Origin of the sequence: Kitasatospora sp. NPDC101155 (assembly GCF_044768305.1) — a bacterium.
GTDB lineage: Bacteria > Actinomycetota > Actinomycetes > Streptomycetales > Streptomycetaceae > Kitasatospora.
This window is the reverse complement of sequence record NZ_JBIWPN010000061.1, coordinates 1-25,199: the sequence shown is the minus strand read 5'-3', so window position 1 is coordinate 25,199 and position 25,199 is coordinate 1. Positions and strand designations below refer to the sequence as shown.

General features: G+C 76.5%; 2 protein-coding genes. Both read left to right on the top strand.

The window, feature by feature from the left end; all coding sequences use genetic code 11:
- The first annotated feature begins 157 nt into the window (after positions 1 to 157).
- Complete coding sequence (locus tag ACIRYZ_RS41230; protein WP_402953788.1) at positions 158 to 16,348, top strand: type I polyketide synthase; 16,191 nt, start codon at positions 158 to 160, stop codon at positions 16,346 to 16,348.
- Between the two features lie 80 nt (positions 16,349 to 16,428).
- The coding region (locus tag ACIRYZ_RS41225; protein ID WP_402953787.1) for an SDR family NAD(P)-dependent oxidoreductase at positions 16,429 to 25,199 on the top strand (8,771 nt) is incomplete at its 3' end.

Genomic DNA, 25,199 nt, shown 5'->3' with positions numbered 1-25,199 from the left:
GTGCTCTAGGGAAAACCGGGGCCGTCTGTGGCGAGACTGGGCGGGCGACGGGTCGGACCGGACGTCAGGAGTTCGCGCGCGGCGCCGGACCGGGCGTCCGGCAGGGTCCTTCCCGCACGGTGTTCCCTGGCAGCCCCCCGGAGAGGTTGACGTCCCGATGTCGAACGAAGACAAGCTCCGCGACTACCTGAAGCGGGCGATCGCGGACCTCCACGAGACCCGCGAGCAGCTCCGCGAGGCAACCGAGCAGCACCGGGAGCCGATCGCCGTGGTCGGCATGGCCTGCCGGCTGCCGGGCGGGGTCGCCTCCCCGGAGGAGCTCTGGGACCTGGTGCACGACGGCGTCGACGCCGTCTCCGCCTTCCCCGCCGACCGCGGCTGGGACCTGCCCGAGGGCGCCGTCACCTCCCGCGAGAGCGGATTCCTGCACGACGCGGGCGAGTTCGACGCCGGGTTCTTCGGCATCTCCCCGCGCGAGGCCCTCGCCATGGACCCCCAGCAGCGGATCCTCCTGGAGACCGCCTGGGAGGCCGTCGAACGGGCCGGCATCGACCCCGGGACGCTGACCGGCACCCCGACCGGCGTGTTCGTCGGCGCCGGGCACGGCGGTTACGACAGCGCCGCCACCGCCGGCGGCCAGGTCGCCGAGACCGCCGCCGGACACCTGCTGACCGGCAACACCGTCAGCGTCGCCTCCGGCCGCATCTCCTACGTCCTCGGCCTGGAGGGCCCGGCCATCACGGTCGACACCGCGTGCTCCTCCTCCCTCGTCGCCCTGCACCTCGCCGTGCAGTCGCTGCGCCGCGGTGAGTGCTCGCTGGCGCTCGCGGGCGGCGTGACGGTGATGTCCAGCCCGCAGATGTTCACCGAGTTCTCCCGGCAGGGTGGCCTCGCCGCCGACGGCCGGTGCAAGCCCTTCGCGGCGGCCGCCGACGGCACCGCGTGGAGCGAGGGCGCGGCCGTCCTCCTGGTCGAGCGGCTCTCCGACGCGCAGCGCCTCGGCCACCCGGTGCTGGCCGTCGTGCGCGGCTCCGCCGTCAACCAGGACGGCGCCTCCAACGGGCTGACGGCGCCCAACGGCCCGTCGCAGCAGCGGGTGATCCGGGCCGCCCTGGCCGACGCCGGTCTGACGCCCGCCGAGGTGGACGTCGTCGAGGCGCACGGCACCGGCACCCGACTCGGCGACCCGATCGAGGCGCAGGCGCTCCTCGCGACGTACGGGCAGGACCGCGAACGGCCGGTGCTCATCGGCGCGTTGAAGTCCAACACCGGTCACACCCAGGCGGCCTCCGGCGTGGCCGGGGTGATCAAGACGGTGCTCGCGATGCGGCACGGCCTGCTGCCGCACACCCTGCACCTCGACGCCCCGACCCCGCACGTCGACTGGACCGCCGGCGCCGCCGAACTCCTGGGTGAGGCCCGGGAATGGCCCGTCAACGCGTGGCCCCGGCGGGCCGCCGTGTCCTCCTTCGGCGTCAGCGGCACCAACGCGCACGTCGTGCTGGAGGCTGCGCCGGCGGAGCCCGGCGAGGACGTCGAGCCCGACGTGACGCCCGGGGCGGTGTTGCCGTGGGTGCTGTCGGCGCACGACGAGACGGCCCTGCGGGCCCAGGCCGGACGCCTGGCCGCCCACCTCCGGACGCGCGGACCGCTCGACCCGGCCGACGTCGCGTACTCCCTGGCCACCGGCCGGACGGCCATGGCGCACCGGGCGGTCGTCGTCTCGGCCGACCCGGAGGAGCGTCTGCGCGCCCTGGACGCCCTCGCGGCCGGAGGCGGGGGAGCAGGCCTCGTGACGGGCGCGGCGGAGAAGGGGGCGACGGCGTTCCTGTTCTCCGGGCAGGGCTCGCAGCGGCTGGGTATGGGGCGGGAGTTGTACGACCGGTTCCCGGTGTTCGCTCGGGCCTTCGACGAGGTGTGCGCGGCGGTGGATCTGCCGCTTCGGGAGGTCGTCCGGGGCTCGGACGAGGAGCTGCTGAACCGGACGGAGTACGCCCAGGCCGGGCTGTTCGCGGTCGAGGTGGCGCTCTACCGGCTGCTCGAATCGTTCGGCGTGCGGGCGGAGTTCGTGGCCGGGCACTCGATCGGCGAGGTGGCCGCCGCGCACGTGGCCGGGGTGTTCTCGCTGGCGGACGCCTGCACGCTGGTCAGTGCTCGCGGCCGTCTGATGCAGGCACTTCCCGAGGGCGGCGCGATGCTCGCCGTGCAGGCGACGGAGGACGAAGTCCTCCCGCTGCTGAGCGAGTTCGTGTCGATCGCCGCCGTCAACGGCCCGACCTCCGTCGTCGTCTCCGGCACGGAGGAGGCCGTCGAGGCGGTCCGCGCGCACTTCGCCGACCGCAAGACGACCCGGCTGCGCGTCTCGCACGCGTTCCACTCGCCGCTGATGGACCCGATGCTGGCGGACTTCCGCGCCGTCCTCAACGGGCTGACGTACGCTGCTCCTTCGATCCCGCTGGTCTCCAACCTGACCGGCGACCTGGCGGACGGCCCGACGTCGCCCGACTACTGGGTGCGCCACGTCCGCGAGGCCGTCCGCTTCAGCGACGGCGTCCGCACCCTGCACGAGGCCGGAGTCACCCGCTTCCTCGAACTCGGCCCCGACGGCGTGCTCACCGCCATGGCGGCCGAGTCGCTGCCCGCCGATGCCGCCCTGGCCGCCGCGCTCCGCAAGGACCGTCCCGAGGAGCCGGCCGTCCTGGCGGCCCTCGCCCGCCTGCACGTGCGCGGCGCGGAGCCGGACTGGGCGGCGGTGCTCGCCGGGTCCGGCGGCCGCCGCGTCGACCTGCCGACGTACGCGTTCCAGCGGCAGCGCTACTGGCTGCCCGAGCTCCAGCACCGCGACACGGGCGCGCCCGCGGCCGACCCGGTCGAGGACGCGTTCTGGACCGCCGTCGAGGCCGGCGACCTGCGGGAGGCGTCGGCGGTCCTCGGGATAGCGGAGGAGGCCGCCGAGGCCTCGCTGGACCGTCTGCTGCCGGTCCTGGCCTCCTGGCGCGGGCAGCGGCGCCTGCTGGGCACGCTCGACGGCTGGACCTACGGGACGGCCTGGGCGCCCGTGCGCGGCCTCACCGACACCGTCCCGTCCGGCCGTTGGCTCGCCGTCGGGCCGGAAGGCGCGGCGGCCACGGCGGACGACTGGCCCGCCGCGGTCCTCGACGCCCTGGCCGACCGGGGCCTGCGGATCGAGCGCCTGGCGGGGGTCGAGGACGTGGACGCCCTGCTCGCGGACGGCTCCGGCGAGCCGCTCGCCGGCGTCCTGTCCTTCCTCGCCGCCGACGGCCGCCCGCACCCCGACCACCACCTCGTGCCCCGCTACCTGCCCGCGACCGTCGAGCTGCTGCGCACCCTGGAGGCCGCCGGCGGTCCGGCTAGGCTCTGGTGCCTCACCCGGGGCGCCGTCGCCGCCGAGGGCGCCGACCGGGTGCGTGAGCCGGAGCAGGCGCAGCTGTGGGGCCTCGGCCGGGTGGCCGCACTGGAGCACCCGCAGCGCTGGGGCGGGCTGATCGACCTGCCCGCCACCCCCGACGCCCGCACCGCCGTCCGCCTGGCCGGCCTCCTCGCCCAGACCGCCGAGGACCAGCTCGCCCTGCGCGGCTCCGGCGCCTACGCCCGCCGCCTGACCCGCCGCCACCTGCCGGCGGAGTCGACCCGCGCGGCCGCGACCGGTACGGACGGGGGCGCGGCGGCCGTCACCCCCGGCGGCTGGACCGCCCCCCGGGGCACCGTCCTCGTCACCGGCGGCACCGGCGCCCTCGGTGCCCACGTCGCCCGCTGGCTGGCGTCCGCCGGTGCCGAGCACCTGCTGCTCGTCGGCCGCCGCGGCCCCGAGGCCCCCGGCGCGCGGGAGCTGAGCGACGAGCTGGCCGCCCTCGGGGCCCGCGTCACCGTCGCCGCGTGCGACGTCGCCGACCGCGACGCGCTCGCCGCCCTGCTGGCCGAACACCCGGTGACCGGCATCGTCCACGCCGCCGGTGTCCTCGACGACGGCGTGCTGGAGAGCCTCACGGCCGACCGCTTCGACGCCGTGCTCCGCGCCAAGGCCGTCGCCGCCCGCAACCTCCACGAGCTGACGGCTGGGCACGACCTCGCCCTGTTCGTCCTGTTCTCCTCGATCACCGGCGTCCTCGGCAACCCCGGCCAGGCCAACTACGCCGCCGCGAACGCCTACCTCGACGCCCTCGCCGAGCACCGCCGCGCCGCCGGGCTGCCCGCCACCGCCGTCGCCTGGGGCCCCTGGGCCGGGGGCGGCATGGCGGGGGACCACCCGGGCCTCACCGGGCGGATGCGGCGCAGCGGGCTCGCCCCGATGGACCCGGAGCGGGCGGTCGCCGCGCTGCGTCGGGCCCTGCTCGCGGACGCCTCCGGCCTCACCGTGGCGGACGTGGACTGGAGCGCGCTCGCCCCCGTGCTCACCGCCGCCCGTCCGAGCGCGCTGATCGCGGACCTGCCCGAGGTGCGTCGCGCGGTCCACCAGGGCGTCGCCACGACGACCGCCGAATCCCCGCTGGCCGATCAGCTGCGCGGCCGCAGTGCGGACGAGCAGGAACACCTGCTGCTGGAGCTCGTCCGCACCGAGGCCGCCGCCGTCCTCGGGCACGCCTCCACCGCGACCGTCGACGCCGCCCGGGCGTTCCGGGACCTCGGCTTCGACTCGCTGACCGCCGTCGAGCTGCGCAACCGCCTCACCGCCGCGACCGGTCTGCGCCTGCCCGCCACGCTGCTGTTCGACCAGCCGACTCCGGCCGCCGTCGCCGCGCACCTGCGCGCCGAGCTGGCCGGCACGGCCGCGGGCGAGACCTTCACCGCCCCAGCCGTCGCCGCCGACGAGCCGATCGCGATCGTCGCGATGGCCTGCCGCTTCCCCGGCGGCATCGAGTCTCCGGAGGACCTCTGGCGACTGCTCGCCGAGGGCCGCGACGCGGTGGGCCCGTTCCCGGCCGACCGGGGCTGGGACACCGACCGCCTGCACCACCCGGATCCTGACCACGAGGGCACCAGCTACGTCGCCGAGGGCGCGTTCCTCACCGCCCCGGCCGACTTCGACGCCGCCTTCTTCGGGATCTCCCCGCGCGAGGCCCTCGCGATGGACCCGCAGCAGCGGCTCCTGCTGGAGACGGTCTGGGAGGCCGTCGAGCGCTCCGGCATCGACCCCGGGGCGCTGCACGGCTCGCGGACGGGCGTGTTCGTCGGCTCCAACTTCCAGGACTACCACCTGCTGCTGGACCCGGCCCGGGAGGGCGTGGCCGGGCACGTGATGACGGGCAACGCCGCGAGCGTGATCTCCGGCCGCGTCGCCTACACCCTCGGTCTGGAGGGCCCGGCCGTCACCGTCGACACGGCGTGCTCCTCCTCGCTGGTCGCCCTGCACCTGGCCGCCCAGGCGCTGCGCCGCGGCGAGTGCTCGCTGGCGCTCGCGGGCGGCGTGACGGTGATGTCCACGCCGCAGGTGTTCGTCGAGTTCTCGCGCCAGCGCGGCCTGGCCCCCGACGGCCGCTGCAAGCCGTTCGCCGCCGCCGCGGACGGGACGGGCTGGGCCGAGGGCGTCGGCGTGCTGCTCGTCGAGCGGCTCTCCGACGCGCGGCGCAACGGGCACCCCGTCCTCGCCGTCGTGCGCGGCTCCGCCGTCAACCAGGACGGCGCCTCCAACGGGCTGACGGCGCCCAACGGCCCGTCCCAGCAGCGGGTGATCCGGGCCGCCCTGGCCGACGCCGGCCTGACGCCCGCCGAGGTCGACGCCGTCGAGGCGCACGGCACCGGTACCCGCCTCGGCGACCCGATCGAGGCCCAGGCGCTCCTCGCCGCCTACGGCCAGGACCGCGAACTCCCGCTGCTCCTCGGCTCGGTGAAGTCCAACCTCGGCCACACCCAGGCCGCCGCCGGGGTCGCCGGCGTGATGAAGACCGTGCTCGCGATGCAGCACGGCGAGCTCCCGAAGTCCCTGCACATCGACGAGCCGACCGCGCAGGTCGACTGGACCGCCGGCGCCGTCGAGCTGCTGAGCGAGGCCCGGTCCTGGCCCGAGACCGGACGGCCGCCGCGCGCCGGCGTGTCCTCGTTCGGCGTCAGCGGCACCAACGCCCATGTGATCCTCGAAGCGGCCCCCGCGCCCGAGCCGCTGCCCGAGCGCCCGGCCGCCGACCGCCCGCTGCCCTGGCTGCTGTCCGCCCGGACCCCCGAGGCCGTGCGCGAGCAGGCCCGCCGCCTCGCCGCCCACGTCCGGGCGGCCGAGCCGGCCCTCCACGACGTCGCCCGCTCGCTCGTCACGACCCGCGCCGCCCTGGAGCACCGGGCCGCCGTCGTCGCGCCCGACCGGGCCGGGCTCCTGGACGGCCTGGACGCGCTCGCCGAAGGCCGCGCCACCCCCGCCGTCCTGGAGGGCCAGGCCGCGGGGGAGTGCGCTCCCGTCTTCGTGTTCCCCGGCCAGGGCTCCCAGTGGGCCGGAATGGCGGTCGAACTCCTCGACACCGCGCCGGTGTTCGCGCAGCGCTTCGCCGAGTGCGCGGCCGCGCTGGAGCCCTACACCGACTGGTCGGCGACCGACGTCCTGCGTGGCGAGCCCGGTGCGCCCGGCTTCGACCGGGTCGACGTCGTGCAGCCCGTGCTGTTCGCCGTCATGGTGTCGCTGGCCGAACTGTGGCGCGCGCACGGCGTCGAACCGGCCGCCGTGCTCGGCCACTCGCAGGGCGAGATCGCCGCCGCCTGCGTGGCGGGCGCCCTGTCGCTGGACGACGCCGCCCGCGTCGTCGCCCTGCGCAGCCGGGCGATCCGGCGGCTCGCGGGCCTCGGCGGCATGGTCTCGGTGGCCGAGCCGGTCGCCGCCGTCCGCGAGCGCCTCGCCCGCTGGGACGACCGCGTCTCCGTCGCCGCCGTCAACGGCCCCGGCTCGGTGGTGGTCTCGGGCGACCCCGAGGCCCTGGAGGAGCTGATCGCCGACTGCGAGCGGACCGGCGTGCGGGCCCGCCGCATCCCCGTCGACTACGCCTCGCACTCCGCGCACGTCGAGCGCATCGAGCACGAACTGCTCGACCTTCTCGCGCCGATCGCCCCGCGCAGCGCCGATGTCCCGTTCTGCTCGACCGTCACCGGCGCCGTGATCGACACCGCCGGGCTGGACGCCGCCTACTGGTACCGCAACCTGCGCCACACCGTGGAGTTCGAGCAGGCCACCCGCACCCTGCTGGCCGCCGGCCGCCGGGTGTTCGTCGAGGTCAGCCCGCACCCCGTGGTGACCACCGGTGTCCAGGAGACGATCGAGGACAGCGGCCTGCCCGCCGCCGCCCTCGGCACGCTGCGCCGCGACGAGGGCGGCCCCGGCCGCTTCCTGCTCGCCCTCGCCGACGCGCGCAACCACGGCGCCCGGGTGGAGTGGGACCTCCTGTTCGCCGGCACCGGCGCGCGCGCCACCGAGCTGCCGACGTACCCGTTCCAGCGGCAGCGGTACTGGCCGCGCCCGGGCGGGACGGGTGGCGACGTCACCACGGCGGGGCTGGCCGCGCCGGAGCACCCGCTGCTCGGCGCCGCCGTCGAACTCGCCCAGGGCGGCGGGCTGGTGGCCACCGCCCGCTGGTCGCTGCACACCCACCCGTGGCTCGCCGACCACGCCGTCGCGGGCACCGTCGTGGTGCCCGGCGCCGCGCTGGTCGAGGCGGTCGTCCGGGCCGGCGACGAGCTCGGCTGCGGACGCATCGAGGAACTGACCCTGCACGCGCCCGTCCTGCTGCCCGAGCGCGGAGCGCTCCAGGTGCAGATCGAGGTCGGCGCCCCGGACGACACGGGCCGGCGCCCGGTCGCCCTGCACACCCGCCCGGCCGACGCGGACGCGCCCGAGGGCTGGACCCGGCACGCCGACGGCGCCGTCGCCCCCGCCGGGGCCGAGCCCGCGCCGGCGTCCGCCGCCTGGCCGCCCGCCGGCGCCGAGCCGATCGACGTCGGCGGCTTCTACCCGGGTCTGCGCGAGCAGGGCTACGGCTACGGCCCGGTGTTCCAGGGCGTCCGCGCGGCCTGGCGCCTCGGCGCCGCCGTCCACGCCGAGGTCGAGCTGCCCGCGCCGGCCCGCACCGACGCCGCCCGCTACGGCCTGCACCCCGCCCTCCTCGACGCCGCCCTGCACCCGGCCGGGCTCGGCCCGCTGGCGGGCCGCCCCGGGCTGCCGTTCGCCTGGACCGGCGTCACGCTCCACGCCGCCGGGGCCACCGCGCTGCGGGTGACGCTCACCCCGGCCGGGCCCGACACGGTGTCCGTCGCGATGGCCGACCCGACCGGCCGCCCGGTGGCCGCCATCGAGGCGCTGGCCGTGCGCCCGCTCGCCGAGGGCGCCTTCGACCCGGACGCCCGGGTGGCGCGTGAGGCGCTCTTCCACCTGGACTGGCCGGCCCTGACCGTCCCCGAGGCCGTCCCGGCCCGATGGGCCGTCCTCGGAGAGTGGCCTGTCCACGCGGCGACCCTCGCCGAGGCCGGGGTCACCCTCGGTGCCGACGGGGACGTCACCCTCGTCGAGCTGACCGGCGAGGACCCGCTCACGGCCCTCGACCACGCCCTCGTCGTCCTCCGGACGTGGCTCGCCGACGACCGCCCCGACGCCACCCTGCTCGTGACCACCCGCCGCGCCGTCGCCGCCGACCCCGCCGAAGACGTCCACGACCTGCCCGCCGCCGCCGTCCACGGCCTGGTCCGCTCCGCCCAGAGCGAGCACCCCGGCCGCATCGTCCTCGCCGACCTGGACGACGACCCGGCCTCCTGGCGCGCGCTGCCCGCCGCGCTCGCCACCGGGGAACCCCGGCTCGCCCTGCGCCACGGCACCGCCCACGCCCCCCGCCTGGCCCGCGCCCACACCGCCGAGCCGCTGCCCGTGCCCGACGGCCCGTGGCGCCTCGACATCCGCACCAAGGGCACCGTCGACAACCTCGAACTCCTGCCGAGCCCCGACGCGGCCGCGCCGCTCGCCGAGGGCGAGGTCCGCATCGAGATCCGCGCCGCCGGCCTCAACTTCCGCGACGTCCTCAACGCCCTCGACATGTACCCGGGCGGCGCCCGCTTCCTCGGCTCCGAGGCGGCCGGCGTCGTGCGCGAACTCGGCCCCGGCGTCACCGGACTCGCCGTCGGCGACCGTGTGATGGGCATGGTCCCGGGCGGGTTCGGCCCGCTCGCCGTCACCGATCACCGCCTGCTCGCCCGCGTCCCGCAGGGCTGGACCTTCGCCCAGGCCGCCTCGGCCCCCGTCGTCTTCCTCACCGCCTACTACGCCCTGCGCGACCTCGCGGACCTCCAGGCCGGCGAACGCCTCCTCGTCCACGCCGCGACCGGCGGCGTCGGCATGGCCGCCACCCAGCTCGGCCGACTCTGGGGCGCCGAGGTCTACGGCACCGCGAGCGAGGCCAAGCAGCACCTGCTGCGCGCGGACGGCCTGCCCGACACCGCCATCGCCTGCTCCCGCACCCTCGACTTCGAGGAGCGCTTCCGCACCGCCACCGGCGGCGAGGGCGTGGACGTCGTCCTCAACTCCCTCGCGGGGGAGTACGTCGACGCCTCGCTGCGCCTCCTCGGACCCGGCGGACGGCTGATCGAGATGGGCCGCACCGACGTCCGCGACCCCGCCGAGGTCGCCGCCGCCCACGACGGCGCCCGCTACCAAGCCTTCGTCCTGCAGGAGGCCGGGCCCGAGCGGATCGGCCAGATGCTCGCCGACCTGGTCGAGCTGTTCGAACAGGGCGCGCTCCGCCCCCTCCCGCTCACCTGCTGGGACGTCACCCGCGCCCGCGAGGCCTTCCGGTACATGGCCCAGGCCCGGCACACCGGCAAGATCGTGCTCACCGTCCCGCGCCCCTGGGACGCCGACGGCAGCGTCCTGATCACCGGTGGCACCGGCACCCTCGGCGCCGAACTCGCCCGCCACCTGGTCACGGCGCGCGGCGTGCGGCACCTGCTGCTCGCCGGCCGCAGCGGCCCCGACGCCCCCGGCGCGGCGGCCCTCGTCGAGGAGCTGACCGCCCTCGGCGCCGAGGTCACCGTCGCCGCCTGCGACACTGCCGACCGCGACGCCCTGGTCGCCCTGCTGGCCGCCGTGCCCGCCGAGCACCCGCTCACCGCCGTCGTCCACGCGGCCGGCGTCCTCGACGACGGCGTCGTCGAAGGCCTGACGGCCGAGCGGCTCGCCGCCGTGCTGCGCCCCAAGGCCGACGCCGCCCGCCACCTGCACGAGCTCACCCAAGGCCTCGACCTCGCCGACCTCGTCCTGTTCTCCTCCGCCGCCGGCGTCTTCGGCTCACCCGGCCAGGGCAACTACGCCGCCGCCAACGCCTGGCTCGACGCCCTCGCCCAGCACCGCCGCGTCGCCGGCCTGCCCACCACCGCCCTCGCCTGGGGCCTGTGGGCCCAGGCCAGCACCATGACCGCCCACCTCGGTGCCACCGACCGGGCCCGCGCCGAGCAGTCCGGCGCGCTCACCCTCAGCACCCCGGACGGCCTCGCCCTGTTCGACGCCGCCCTCGCCGACCACCGCGCCTTCCTGGTCCCCGTCCGCCTCGACACCGCCGCCCTGCGCTCGCGCGGCGCGGCCGAACTCCCCGCCCTGCTGCGCTCCCTGGTCCGCACCCCGGCGCGCCGCACCGCGCAGGGAGCCCAGGCCGCCGACGGGCTGCGCGCCCGCCTCGCCGGGCTCACCGCGGCCGACCGCGCCGCGGCGCTGCTCGACCTGGTGAGCGGCTGCACCGCGGCCGTCCTCGGCCACTCCTCGGTGGACCAGGTCCACGCCACGCGGCCGTTCCGCGACCTCGGCCTCGACTCCCTGACCGCCGTGGAACTGCGCAACCGCCTCAACACTGCGACCGGCCTGCGGCTGCCCGCGACCCTCGTGTTCGACCACCCCACCCCGGGGGCCCTCGCCGGGCACCTGGCCGACGGCCTCACCGGCACCGGCGGGGCGACCACGGCCGGTGCGGCCCTCCAGGCCACCGACGAGCCGATCGCGATCGTCGGCATGGCCTGCCGCTTCCCCGGCGGCGTCGCGACCCCCGACGACCTGTGGACCCTGCTGTCCGCCGGCACCGACGCCATCGCCCCCTTCCCCGCCGACCGCGGCTGGGACCTCGACCGCCTCTACGACGGCATCCCCGACCACCCCGACTCCTCCCGCACCCGCGAGGGCGGCTTCCTCGCTGACGCCGCCGGCTTCGACGCCGCCTTCTTCGGCGTCAGCCCCAACGAGGCCCTCGCGATGGACCCGCAGCAGCGGCTCCTCCTGGAGACCTCGTGGGAGGCCCTGGAACGCGCCGGCATCGACCCCGGCACGCTGCGCGGCAGCCGCACCGGCGTCTTCGCCGGCCTGTCCTCCAGCGACTACCTCGACCGGGTCGCACGCATCCCCGACGAGGCCGCGCCGTACGTCAGCACCGGCAACGCCGCGAGCGTGATCTCCGGCCGCGTCGCCTACACCCTCGGCCTGGAGGGCCCGGCGGTCACCGTCGACACCGCCTGCTCGTCGTCCCTGGTGGCGCTCCACCTCGCGGTCCGCGCGCTGCGCGGCGGCGAGTGCACGCTCGCCCTCGCGGGCGGCGTCACCGTGATGTCGACGCCGATGATCCCGGTCGACTTCGCCCGTCAGCGCGGCCTGGCCGCCGACGGCCGCTGCAAGCCCTTCGCCGACGCCGCCGACGGCACCGGCTTCTCCGAGGGCGTCGGCGTGCTGCTGGTCGAGCGGCTCTCGGACGCGCGGCGCAACGGGCACCCCGTCCTCGCCGTCGTGCGCGGCTCGGCCGTCAACCAGGACGGTGCCAGCAACGGGCTCAGCGCCCCGAACGGTCCGTCCCAGCAGCGCGTGATCCGGGCCGCCCTGGCCGACGCCGGCCTGACGCCCGCCGAGGTCGACGCCGTCGAGGCGCACGGCACCGGCACCCGCCTCGGCGACCCGATCGAGGCCCAGGCGCTCCTCGCCACCTACGGCCAGGAGCGTGAACACCCGCTCCTCGTCGGCTCGGTGAAGTCCAACCTCGGCCACACCCAGGCCGCCGCGGGCGTCGCCGGCGTCATGCGCACCGTTCTCGCCCTGCGGCACGCCGCCCTCCCGCAGAGCCTCCACATCGACCGGCCCACCACCCACGTCGACTGGACGCAGGGCGCCGTCGACCTGCTCACCGAGGCCCGCGACTGGCCCGCCACCGGACGGCCCCGCCGCGCGGGCGTCTCCTCCTTCGGCCTCAGCGGCACCAACGCCCACGTGATCCTCGAACAGGCCCCCGACCAGGAGCCCGAGGTCGCCCCCGCGCCCGAGCGCCCCGCCCTGCCCTGGCTGCTCTCCGCCCGCAGCGCCGAGGCCCTGCGCGGCCAGGCCCGCGCGCTGCTCGACCACCTCGACGCCGGCGCCCCCGCGCCGCTCGACCTCGCCCACTCCCTCGCCACCGGCCGCGCCCTGCTGGAGCACCGCGCCGCCGTCGTCGGCACGGGCACCGGGGACCTGCGGGCCGGCCTCGCCGCGCTCGCCGACGGAACGCCCGCCCCGGGCGTCGTCACCGGCCGGCACGGCGCCGGGCGCGACCGCCGGGTCGTCCTCGTCTTCCCCGGCCAGGGCTCCCAGTGGGCCGGCATGGGCGCCGAACTGCTCGACGCCTCACCGGAGTTCGCCGAGTGGATCGCCGCCTGCGGACAGGCCCTCGCCCCCTGGACGGACTGGTCCCTCGAAGCCGTCCTGCGCGGCGAAGCCGAAGCGCCGTCACTCGACCGCGTCGACGTCGCCCAGCCCGCCCTGTGGGCCACCATGATCGCGCTCGCCGCCTGCTGGCAGGCCCACGGCGTCACCCCCGCCGCCGTCCTCGGCCACTCCCAGGGCGAGATCGCCGCCGCCTGCGTGGCCGGCGCGCTCTCCCTGGAGGACGGCGCGAAGGTCGTCGCCCTGCGCAGCCAGGCCATCGCCCGCGGCCTCTCCGGCCACGGCGGCATGGTGTCGGTGCCGCAGTCCCATGCCGACGTCCTCGCCCGCATCGAGCCCTACGGCGGCCGGATCTCGGTGGCCGCCGCCAACGGCCCGTCCGGCGTCGTCGTCTCCGGCGAGACCGCCGCCCTCGACGACCTCCTGGCCGGCTGCGCCCGCGACGGCGTCCGGGCCAAGCGCATCCCCGTCGACTACGCCTCCCACTCCGCCCAGGTCGAGCGGATCGAGGAGACCCTCAGCACCGAACTCGCCGGACTGACCACGCGCGAGGCCCGCATCCCGTTCTTCTCCACCGTCACCGCCGACTGGCTCGGCGACACCCCGCTCGACGCCGGCTACTGGTACCGGAACCTGCGGCGGACCGTCCGTCTGGAGGAGTCCGTCCGCGCCCTGCTCGCCCGGGGCCACGACGCCTTCCTCGAATGCAGTCCGCACCCCGTGCTCGCCATGGCCGTCGAGGACACCGCGGCCGACGCGGCCGACGCGGGCGCCCAGGCCGTCGTGCTCGGCACCGTCCGGCGCGAGGACGGCGGCCCGGCCCGGCTGCTGACCTCCCTCGCCGAGGCCCACGTGCGCGGCGTGCGGATCGACTGGCGCCCCGCCCTCGCCGGCGGCCGGAACGTCGACCTGCCCACCTACGCCTTCCAGCGCCGCCGCTACTGGCTCGCCCAGGACTCCGCCCGCACCGGCGCGCCCCTCGAACCCTGCGGGCTGGACCGCGCCGTCCGCCTCGCGGACGCCGGCACCGTGCTGCTCACCGGCCGGATCGGCACCACGACGCACCCGTGGACGGCCGACCACCGGGTGCGCGGCACCGCCGTCGTGCCGGGCACCGCGCTGCTCGACTGGGCCGTGCGGGCCGGAGACGAGGCGGGCTGCCCGACCGTCGCCGAGCTCACCGAGCTCACCCCGCTGACCCTGCCCGACCACGGCACCGTCGACCTCCAGCTCACCGCGGGACCCGCCGACGCCGACGGCCGACGGGCCCTCACCGTCCACGCCCGCCCGACCGGCGCGCCCGACGACACCCCGTGGATCCGCCACGCCACCGGCACCCTGCTCACTGGCACCCTGACCACCGGCGGCGCCGACGGCGCGGCCCTGACCGAATGGCCCCCCGCCGGTGCCCGCGCGCTGGCCGCCGAGCCGGACGGCACCGAGTACGGCGAGCGCTTCCGCACCGTCGTCGCACGCTGGCAGCGCGACGACGAGCTGTTCGCGGAGGTCGCCCTGCCCGAGGAGCACCGCACCGAGACGGCCGGCTTCCGCGTCCACCCCGGGCTGCTCCAGTCCCTGCTCGCCGCCCTCCCGGGCGGCACCGACCCCGCCCAGCCCGCCGACTGGCGCGGCGTCACCGTCCACGCCACCGGCGCCGCCCTGCTCCGCGTCCGGCTCACCCCGGCCGCCGACGGCAGCCACGCGCTCACCGCCGCCGACGCCGACGGCGCCCCGGTGCTCACCGCCGAGGCCGTCACCGTCCGCCCGATCGCGGCCGAGCACCTCGCCCCGGCGGCCGACCCGCTCTACGCGGTCGAGTGGATCCCGGTCTTCGGCGCTGACCTCGGGGACACGGCTGTCCTCGGCGACGACGCGCTCGCCGCCGCCCTCGGCGCCCGCGCCCACGCCGACCTCGCCGAGCTCACCGCCGCCCTCGACGCCGGAGAACCCGCACCCGCCACCGTCGTCCACCGCCTCACCGCCACCGACGACGGCGACCCCGTCACCGCCGCGCACCGCGCCGTCCGGGCCGCCCACGGCCTCGCCCGCGCCTGGCTCGGCGAGCCCCGGCTCGCCGACGCCCGCCTCGCCCTGCTCACCCACGGCGCCGAGGCCGCCGCCCCCGCCACCGACGCCACCGTCCTCGCCCAGGCGGCGGCCCACGGACTCATCCGCTCCGCCCAGTCCGAGAACCCCGGCCGTTTCCTCCTCGTCGACCTCGACGGTGACCCGGCCTCCGACGCCGCCCTGCCCACCGCCCTCACCGTCCCCGACGAGCCGCGCCTGGCCGTCCGCGGCGGCGAGGTGACGGCACCCCGGCTGCGCCCCCTGGCCCCCGGGGGAGGCCGAGCGTGGTCCTGGAACCCCGCGGGCACCGTCCTGATCACCGGCGGCACCGGCACCCTCGGCGCCCTCGTCGCCCGCCACCTCGTCACCGAACACGGCGTGCGCCACCTCCTGCTCACCGGCCGCCGAGGCCCCGACGCCCCCGGCGCCGCCGAACTCCTCGCCGACCTCGCGGCCCTCGGTGCCGACGCCCGCGTCGCCGCCTGCGACACCGCCGACCGCGCCGCCCTCGACGCGCTCCTCGCCACCGTCCCCGCCGAGCACCCGCTCACCGGCGTCGTCCACGCCGCCGGCGTCCTGCACGACGGACTGCTCGAAAGCCTGACGGACGACCAGCTCACCGAGGTGCTGCGCCCCAAGGTCGACGCCGGCTGGAACCTCCACGAGGCCACCGGTCACCTCGACCTCTCCGCCTTCGTCCTGTTCTCCTCCTTCGCCGCCACGGCCGGCGGCCCCGGCCAGGCCAACTACGCCGCCGCCAACGCCTTCCTCGACGCCCTCGCCCACCGCCGCCGCGCCGAAGGCCGCCCGGCCGTCTCCCTCGGGTGGGGATACTGGGGAGAATCGAGTGGAATGACGTCCACGCTGGACGCCGTGGACATCGCCCGCTTCGCGCGCTCCGGCATGCTGCCGCTCACGGCCGTCCAGGGCCTCGCCCTGCTCGACGCCGCGAGCGGCGTCGACCGACCGCACCTGGCCCCGATCCGGCTCGACCGGCACGCCCTCGCCACGGCAGGGGCTCCGCCGCTCTTCGCCGAGCTCACGCCCCGCCGCGCCGTCCGGCGCACGGCCGCGGGCCCGGCCGGGAGCACGGCGACCGGTGACCGGGGCGTCCTGGACCGGCTGCCCGGCCTCGCCGCCGCCCAGCAGGAGAAGCTGCTGCTGGACGTCGTCGTCGGACACCTCGCCGCCGTCCTGGGCCACGGCTCGCCCCAGGCCGTCGAACCCGAGCGCGGCTTCCTCGACCTCGGCATGTCCTCCCTGACCGCCGTCGAGCTGCGCAACCGCCTCAACGCCGAACTCGGCCTGCGGCTGCCCACGACGACGATCTTCGACCACCCGTCGCCCACCGCCCTCGCCGGGCGCCTGCGCGACCTGGTCGGCGCGCCCACCGGCACCGTGGCGCCCGCCCGGCCCGTCTTCGCCGAACTCGACGAGCTGGAGAGCGCGCTCGGCACCACCGAACTGGACGCCGACTCCCGCACCCGCCTCCTCGCCCGCCTCAAGAGCCTCCAGTGGCGGCTCGACGGCGACGCGACCGAGTCGCCCGCGGCCGCCGACGGGCCGGACGACGCGCTCGACGACACCACGGACGACGAGATGTTCGATCTGATCGACCGCGAGCTCGGACTCGCCTGAGGACGGCCCCCCGGGGCCGTCCGCCCCGGGGCCGTCCCACGGACCCGTACCACCCTTCCGAACTGCGAGGATTCCCACCCATGGCCAGCACCTCCGAGGACAAGCTCCGCGACTACCTCAAGAAGGTCACCGCGGACCTGCGGCGCACGAGGCAGCGCCTGGAGTCCGTCGAGGCGAGGGACGCCGAGCCGATCGCGATCATCGGGATGGCCTGCCGCTACCCCGGCGGCGTCCGCACCCCGGAGGACCTCTGGCGGCTCGTCGCCGACGGCGCCGACGCCATCGGCGACCTCCCGGAGGACCGTGGATGGGACACCCAGGGCCTCTACGACCCCACCCCCGGCACCCCCGGCAAGAGCTACGTGCGCCACGGCGGGTTCCTCGACGGCGTCGCCGACTTCGACGCCGAGCTGTTCGGCATCGCCCCCCGCGAGGCCCTCGCCATGGACCCGCAGCAGCGGCTCCTCCTCGAATCCGCCTGGGAGGCCATCGAACGCGCCCGTATCGCCCCGGCCGCCCTGCGCGGCAGCGACACCGGCGTGTTCATCGGCGGTGCCGACACCGACTACGGCTCCCTCGCCCGCCAGACCGAGGAGACCGAGGGCCACCTCCTCACCGGCGGAGCCGTCAGCGTCCTCTCCGGCCGCATCGCCTACACCCTCGGGCTGGAGGGCCCGGCCGTCACCGTCGACACCGCGTGCTCCTCCGCCCTCGTCGCCCTCCACCTCGCGGTCCGCGCGCTGCGCGCCGGCGAGTGCTCGATGGCCGTCGCCGGCGGCGTCGCCGTCATGCCGACCACCCGCCTGTTCACCGAGTTCTCCCGCCAGCGCGGCCTCGCCCCCGATGGGCGCTGCAAGCCCTTCGCGGAGGCCGCGGACGGCACCTCCTGGGCCGAGGGCGTCGGCGTCCTGCTCGTCGAGCGGCTCTCGGACGCCCGGCGCCTGGGCCATGAGGTCCTCGCCGTCGTCCGGGGCACCGCCGTCAACCAGGACGGCGCCAGCAGCCGCCTGACCGCCCCCAACGGTCCCTCGCAGCAGCGCGTCATCCAGGCCGCGCTCGCCAACGCCCGCCTCACCCCCGACCAGGTCGACGCGGTCGAGGCCCACGGCACGGGTACGACGCTGGGCGACCCGATCGAGGCCCAGGCCCTGCTCGCGACGTACGGGCAGGACCGCCCCGCAGACCGGCCGCTCTACCTCGGCGGCGTCAAGTCGAACATCGGCCACGCCCAGGCGGCGGCCGGCGTCGCGGGTGTCATCAAGACGGTCATGGCGCTGCGCGCCGGGGTGCTGCCGGCCACCCTGCACGTCGACGAGCCTTCCTCGCACGTGGACTGGACGGCGGGCGCCGTCGAACTGCTGACGCAGGCCCGCGACTGGCCGCGGACCGGGCGTCCGCGCCGGGCGGGCGTCTCGGCGTTCGGCATCAGCGGGACCAACGCGCACGTGGTCCTGGAGCAGGCGGACGAGGTCGTGGCGGAGGAGCCGGAGGGGGCTGCCCCGGTTCCGGTCCCGGCCGTCGTGCCGTGGGTGCTGAGCGGCCGCACGCCGGACGCGCTGCGCGCCCAGGCCGCCCGGCTGCGCGAGGCCGCGGCGGACCTGCCGGTCGCGGACGTCGCGGCGGCGCTGGCCACGAGTCGGTCGATGCTCAACCACCGGGCCGTGGTGGTCGGTTCGGACCGGGACGCGCTGCTGCGCGGGCTCGACGCGCTGGCGGCGGGCTCGGGCGGGGCCGTCGAGGGCGCGGTCCGGGGCGGTGGGACGGCGTTCCTGTTCTCGGGCCAGGGGTCCCAGCGGCTGGGGATGGGGCGGGAGTTGTACGCCCGGTTCCCGGTGTTCGCGGAGGCGTTCGACGCGGTGTGCGCGGAGTTCGATCCGGCCTTGCGCGATGTGGTGTGGGGTGCGGACGAGGAGCTGCTGAACCGGACGGAGTTCGCCCAGGTGGCGCTCTTCGCGGTCGAGGTGGCGCTGTACCGGCTGGTCGAATCGCTGGGCGTGCGGGCGGAGTTCGTGGCCGGGCACTCGATCGGTGAGGTGGCCGCGGCGCACGTGGCCGGGGTGTTCTCGCTCGCCGACGCGTGCGCGCTGGTGAGCGCCCGTGGTCGGCTGATGCAGGCGCTGCCGTCGGGGGGTGCGATGCTGGCGGTGCAGGCGACGGAGGACGAAGTCCTGCCGCTGCTGGGTGAGTTCGTGTCGATCGCCGCCGTGAACGGGCCTTCGTCGGTGGTCGTTTCCGGTAGCGAGGAGGCCGTCGAGGCGGTCCGCGCGCACTTCGCCGACCGCAAGACGACCCGGCTGCGCGTCTCGCACGCGTTCCACTCGCCACTGATGGACCCGATGCTGGCGGACTTCCGCGCCGTCCTCAACGGGCTGACGTACGCCGCTCCTTCGATCCCGGTCATCTCCAACCTGACGGGGGAGACAACCACTCCCGAGCAGCTGTGCTCGGCGGACTACTGGGTGCGCCACGTCCGCGAAGCCGTCCGCTTCGCCGACGGCGTGCGCGCGTTGGAGTCCGCCGGCGTCACCCGCTTCCTGGAGCTCGGCCCCGACGGCGTCCTGACGGCGCTGGCGGCCTCCTCGCTGTCCGACGATGCCGTGTCGGCCTCCGTCCTCCGCAAGGACCAGGACGAGGAGACGACCGTCCTGACCGCGCTCGCGCGCCTGCACGTCACCGGCGCGCCCGTTGACTGGGCCGCGCTCTTCGCCGGCACTGCCGTCCGCCCGGTCGACCTGCCGACCTACGCCTTCCAGCACCGTCGCTACTGGCCCGTGACCGCCCCCGCGACCGCCGGCGACCTCGGCGCCGCGGGCCTCGACACCGCCGGCCACCCGCTGCTCGCCGCCTCGCTCGAACTCTCCGACGACGACGGCCTGTTGTTCACCTCCCGGCTCTCCCGGCAGTCCCACCCCTGGCTCGCCGACCACGAGGTGCGCGGCAACGTCCTGCTGCCCGGCACCGCGTTCCTCGAACTGGCCGTCCGCGCCGGGGACGAGGTCGGCTGCGGCCGCGTCGAGGAACTGACCCTGGCCGCACCGCTCGTCCTGCCCGAGCGTGAGGGCGTCCAGTTGCAACTGCGGGTCGGCGCGGCCGACGAGAACGGCCGCCGCACCTTCACCATCGCCTCCCGGCCCGAGGGCGCCGACGGCCGCGCCTGGGACCAGCACGCGAGCGGCGTCCTGGCCGAGGGGGAGACGCGCACCGCGTTCGACACGTCCGTGTGGCCGCCGGCCGACGCCGAGGCGGTCGACCTGACCGGGCTGTACGAGGGCATGGCCGACGGCGGCTACGCGTACGGCCCGGTGTTCCAGGGCCTGCGGGCGGCCTGGCGGCGCGGGGACGAGGTCTTCGCCGACGTCGCCCTGCCGGAGGGCACCGAGGGCGCCGGTTACGGTCTGCACCCGGCGCTGCTCGACGCCGCCCTGCACGTGACAGCCGTCAACGGGATGCCGCACGGCGTCGTGCCGTTCTCGTGGGAGGACGTGTCGCTGCACGCCTCCGGCGCGTCCTCGGTGCGCGTGCGCGTCACCCGGACCGGCGAGGAGTCCGTTGCGGTGGCGGTCGCCGACGCCGACGGCCTGCCGGTGGCGTCCGTGGGGTCGCTGGCCCTGCGCACGGTGTCGAGCGGGGAATCGAGCGGGGAGTCGGCGGCGGCTCGGGACGGGCTGTTCCGGGTGGACTGGGTGCTGGTGAAGAGCGCGGCTGCTCCGGAGTTCGCGGCGGTCGAGTCGTTGGCGGAGGTGCCGGCGGAGGTTCCGCCGGTGGTGGTGATCCGACCGGCGGGCGACGAGGTGCACGCGCGGACAGCGCGGGTGCTGGAGCTGGTGCAGGGCTGGTTGGCCGAGGAGCGGTTCGCGGCCTCGCGGCTGGTGTTCGTGACGCGCGGCGTGGTGGCGGGCGAGGACCTGCCGGGCGCCGCGGCGTGGGGTCTGGTGCGGTCCGCGATGTCGGAGGAGCCGGGCCGGTTCGGCCTGGTGGATCTGGCGGGTTCGGAGGAACTGCCGCCCGCTGCCCTGGGCTTGGACGAGCCGCAACTGCTCGTCCGCGACGGGGAGGTCCTCGCGGCCCGGCTCGTGCGCGCCGAATCGGCGGGCGAGCCGGTCGTGTGGGCCGGCGAGGGCACGGCCCTGATCACCGGCGGCACGGGCGGCCTGGGCCGGGTCATGGCCCGGCACCTGGCCGTCGAGCACGGCGTGCGGAAGCTGCTGCTGGTGAGCCGCCGGGGTGCGGACGCCGAAGGTGCGGCCGAGCTGGTCGCCGAGCTGGCCGAGGCCGGCGCGGAGGCCGTCGTGGAGGCGTGCGACGTCGCCGATCCGGCGGCGGTGGCGGACCTGTTCGCCCGGCACGAGATCCGCGCGGTCGTCCACACGGCCGGAGTGATCGACGACGGCGTGATCGGCTCCCTGACCGCCGAGCGCGTCAGTACCGTCCTGCGCCCGAAGGCGGACGCCGCCTGGAACCTGCACGAGGCCACGAAGGACCGCGAGTTGGCGGCCTTCGTCCTGTTCTCGTCCGTCTCCGGTGTCTTCGGCGGCCCGGGCCAGGCCGCCTACGCGGCGGGCAACGCCTACCTGGACGCCCTGGCGCTCCACCGCCGTTCGCTCGGCCTGCTCGCCGTCTCGCAGGCCTGGGGCCCGTGGACCCGCGACGGCGGCATGATCGGCACACTCGCCGACGTCGACCTGCACCGGATAGCCCGCTCGGGCATGCCGGAGCTCACCCCCGCCGAGGGCGCCGCGCTCTTCGACGCCTCGCTCGCCGCCGGCGAGCCCGCGATCCTGCCTGTGCGGCTGGACCTCGCGGCGCTGCGGGCCCAGGACTCGGTGCCCGCCCTGCTGCGCGGCCTGGTGCGCGGCCGGGTCCGGCGCGCGGTGGTGGCCGGCTCGGCCGCCTCGGCGGGCCTCGCGCAGCGCCTTTCGGGGCTGGGAGAGGACGAGCGGCGGGCGGCCGTCCTGGAGCTGGTGCGCGACCAGATCGCCGTGGTGCTGGGCCACGAGGGCGGGTCGGTCGTCGACCCGTCGCGGGCGTTCCAGGACCTCGGCTTCGACTCCCTGACGGCGGTCGAGCTGCGCAACCGGCTGAAGTCGGTGACGGGTCTCCAGCTGCCGGCCACGGTGGTGTTCGACTACCCGACGGCGAGTGCGCTGGCGGGCTTCGTGCTGGCGGGGCTGTTCGGCGCCGAGGAGGTGGCGGAACTCCCGCCCGTGCTGCCCGTGTTGTCCGACGACCCGGTGGTCATCGTCGGCATGGCCTGCCGCTACCCGGGCGGCGTCGAGTCACCCGAGGACCTGTGGCGGCTGGTGGCCGACGGCGTGGACGCGGTGTCGGACTTCCCGACGAACCGCGGCTGGGACGTCGACTCGCTCTACAGCGAGGACCGGTCCGTGCCGGGCACGTCGTACACCCGGCGCGGCGCGTTCCTGCACGACGCCGGGGAGTTCGACCCCGAGTTCTTCGGCATGAGCCCGCGCGAGGCGCTGGCGACCGACGCACAGCAGCGCCTGCTGCTGGAGACGTCGTGGGAGGCGTTCGAGCGGGCCGGCATCGACCCGGTGACGCTGCGCGGCAGCCGGACCGGCGTCTTCGCGGGCATCATGTACACCGACTACCGCTCGCTGCTGGACGGCGAGGAGTTCGAGGGCTTCCGGGGCAACGGCAGTGCCCCCAGCATCGCCTCCGGCCGGGTGTCCTACACCTTCGGCTTCGAGGGCCCGGCGGTCACGGTGGACACGGCGTGCTCGTCCTCGCTGGTGGCGATGCACCTGGCGGCGCAGGCCCTGCGCGGCGGCGAGTGCTCGCTGGCGCTGGCCGGCGGTGTGACGGTGATGTCGACGCCGGGAACGTTCGTGGAGTTCTCCCGCCAGGGCGGCCTTTCGGCTGACGGCCGGTGCCGTTCGTTCGCGGACGCGGCGGACGGCGTGGGCTGGGGCGAGGGCGTCGGCATGGTCGTGCTGGAGCGCCTGTCGGACGCTCGTCGGAACGGGCACCGGGTGCTGGCGGTCCTGCGCGGCAGCGCGGTGAACCAGGACGGTGCGTCGAACGGGCTGACGGCGCCGAACGGTCCGTCGCAGCAGCGGGTGATCCGGCAGGCCCTGGCGAGTGCCGGGCTGTCGTTCGGTGATGTGGACGCGGTGGAGGCGCACGGCACCGGGACGACGCTGGGCGACCCGATCGAGGCGCAGGCGCTGCTCGCGACGTACGGTCAGGACCGCGAACTGCCGCTGCTGCTGGGCTCGATCAAGTCGAACATCGGGCACGCCCAAGCGGCGGCCGGTGTCGCGGGCGTGATCAAGATGGTGCTGGCGATGCAGAACGGTGTCCTGCCGCGCACGCTGCACGTGGACACGCCGTCCTCGCACGTCGACTGGACGGCGGGCGCGGTCGAGCTGCTGGCCGAGGCCCAGGACTGGCCGCAGGCCGGCCGGCTCCGCCGGGCGGGCGTGTCGTCGTTCGGGATCAGCGGGACCAACGCGCACGTGATCCTGGAGCAGGGCGAGCCCGAGGTCGTGCAGGAGGCCGTGGTCACAGCCGGGGCGATGCCCTGGGTGGTGTCGGCCAGGTCGGAGGCGGCGCTGGACGCACAGGTGGCGCGGCTCGCGGACCTCGACGGGCGGTCGGCGCTCGACGTCGGCCTGACCCTGGCCGGGCGGACGGCCTTCCCGTACCGGGCGGTGCTCGTCGACGGCGTCGAGGCGGCCCGGGGCGTCACGGGTGAGGCCGGGACGGCGTTCCTGTTCTCCGGGCAGGGCTCGCAACGGCTGGGGATGGGGCGGGAGTTGTACGCCCGGTTCCCGGTGTTCGCGGAGGCGTTCGACGCGGTGTGCGCGGAGTTCGATCCGGCCTTGCGCGATGTGGTGTGGGGTGCGGACGAGGAGCTGCTGAACCGGACGGAGTACGCCCAGGCGGGCCTGTTCGCGGTCGAGGTGGCGCTCTACCGGCTGGTCGAATCGCTGGGCGTGCGGGCGGAGTTCGTGGCCGGGCACTCGATCGGTGAGGTGGCCGCGGCGCACGTGGCCGGGGTGTTCTCGCTGGCGGACGCCTGCAAGCTGGTGGCCGCGCGCGGCCGGCTGATGCAGGCGCTGCCGTCGGGGGGCGCGATGCTGGCGGTGCAGGCGACGGAGGACGAAGTCCTGCCGCTGCTAAGTGAGTTCGTGTCGATCGCCGCCGTGAACGGTCCTTCGTCGGTGGTCGTTTCCGGTCGCGAGGAGGCCGTCGAGGCGGTCCGCGCGCACTTCGCCGACCGCAAGACGGCCAGGCTGCGTGTCTCGCACGCGTTCCACTCGCCACTGATGGACCCGATGCTGGCGGACTTCCGCGCCGTCCTCAACGAGCTGACCTACGCTGCTCCTTCGATCCCGGTGGTCTCCAACCTGACGGGGGAGACAGCTACGCCCGAGCAGCTGTGCTCGCCCGACTACTGGGTGCGCCACGTCCGCGAGGCCGTCCGCTTCGCCGGCGGGATCCGCACGCTGGAAGCCGCAGGTGTCACGCGCTTCCTGGAGCTCGGCCCCAACGGCGTCCTCACCGCGCTCGCGGCCGCCTCCCTCTCCGTCGACGCCGTCCTGGCCCCCGTCCTCCGGAAGGACCAGGTTGAGGACGCGGCCGTCCTGACTGCCCTCGCGCGCCTGTACGTCACCGGCGCGCGCGTCGACTGGGCCGCCCTCTTCGCCGGGACCGGTGCCCGCACCGTGGACCTGCCCACGTACGCGTTCCAGCACCGGCACTACTGGCCGGCTGTCACGCTCGCGCGCGGCGACGTCCGGCTCGCGGGCCTCGGTGCCGCCGAGCACCCGCTGCTGGGCGCGGCCGTCGAGCTCGTTAACACGGACGGCTACCTGTTCACCGGCCGGCTGTCGGCCGGGTCGCACGGGTGGCTGGCGGACCATGTCGTCATGGGTTCGGTGCTGGTGCCGGGGACGGCGCTGATGGAACTGGCCGTGCGCGCCGGGGACGAGGTCGGCTGCGACCTGGTCGAGGAGCTGACGCTCGCCGCGCCGCTCGTCCTGCCCGAGCGGGGCGGCGTGCAGGTGCAGGTGTGGGTCGGCGAGTCGGACGCATCCGGGCGGCGCGCGCTCACCGTGCACGCCCGGCCGGACGACGCGGACGGGACGGACTGGACCCTCCACGCCACCGGTGTGCTGGGGACGGGTGCGGCGCCGGCGCCGTTCGAGGCGTCCGTCTGGCCGCCGGCCGGTGCCGGGGCGGTCGACCTGACCGGGCTGTACGAGGGCCTGGCGGAGGCCGGGTTCGGGTACGGTCCGGCGTTCCGGGGGCTCGGCGCGGCCTGGCGGCGCGGGGACGAGGTCTTCGCGGAGGTCGCCCTGCCCGAGGGCACCGACGGGAGCGGATTCGGCCTGCACCCGGCGCTGTTCGACGCCTGCCTCCACGCGTTCGCGCTGACCGGGTCCGACGAGCGCGGCGTGCCGTTCGCGTGGGAGGACGTGGCGCTGCACGCCTCCGGCGCGTCGGCGGTCCGGGTGCGGCTGACGCCGTCGGCGGGCGGCGGGGTGTCGCTGGCGATCGCCGACACGGAGGGGCGCCCGGTGGCGACCGTCGGGTCGCTGGTCGTGCGCCCGGTGTCGAGCGGGGAGTCGGCGGCGGCTCGGGACGCGTTGTTCCGGGTGGACTGGGTGCCGGTGAAGAGCGCGGCTGCTCCGGAGTTCGCGGAAGTGGAGTCGCTGGCGGAGGTGCCGGCGGAGGTTCCGCCGGTGGTGGTGATCCGACCGGCGGGCGACGAGGTGCACGCGCGGACGGCCCGGGTGCTGGAGCTGGTGCAGGGCTGGTTGGCCGAGGAGCGGTTCGCGGCCTCGCGGCTGGTGTTCGTGACGCGCGGCGTGGTGGCGGGCGAGGA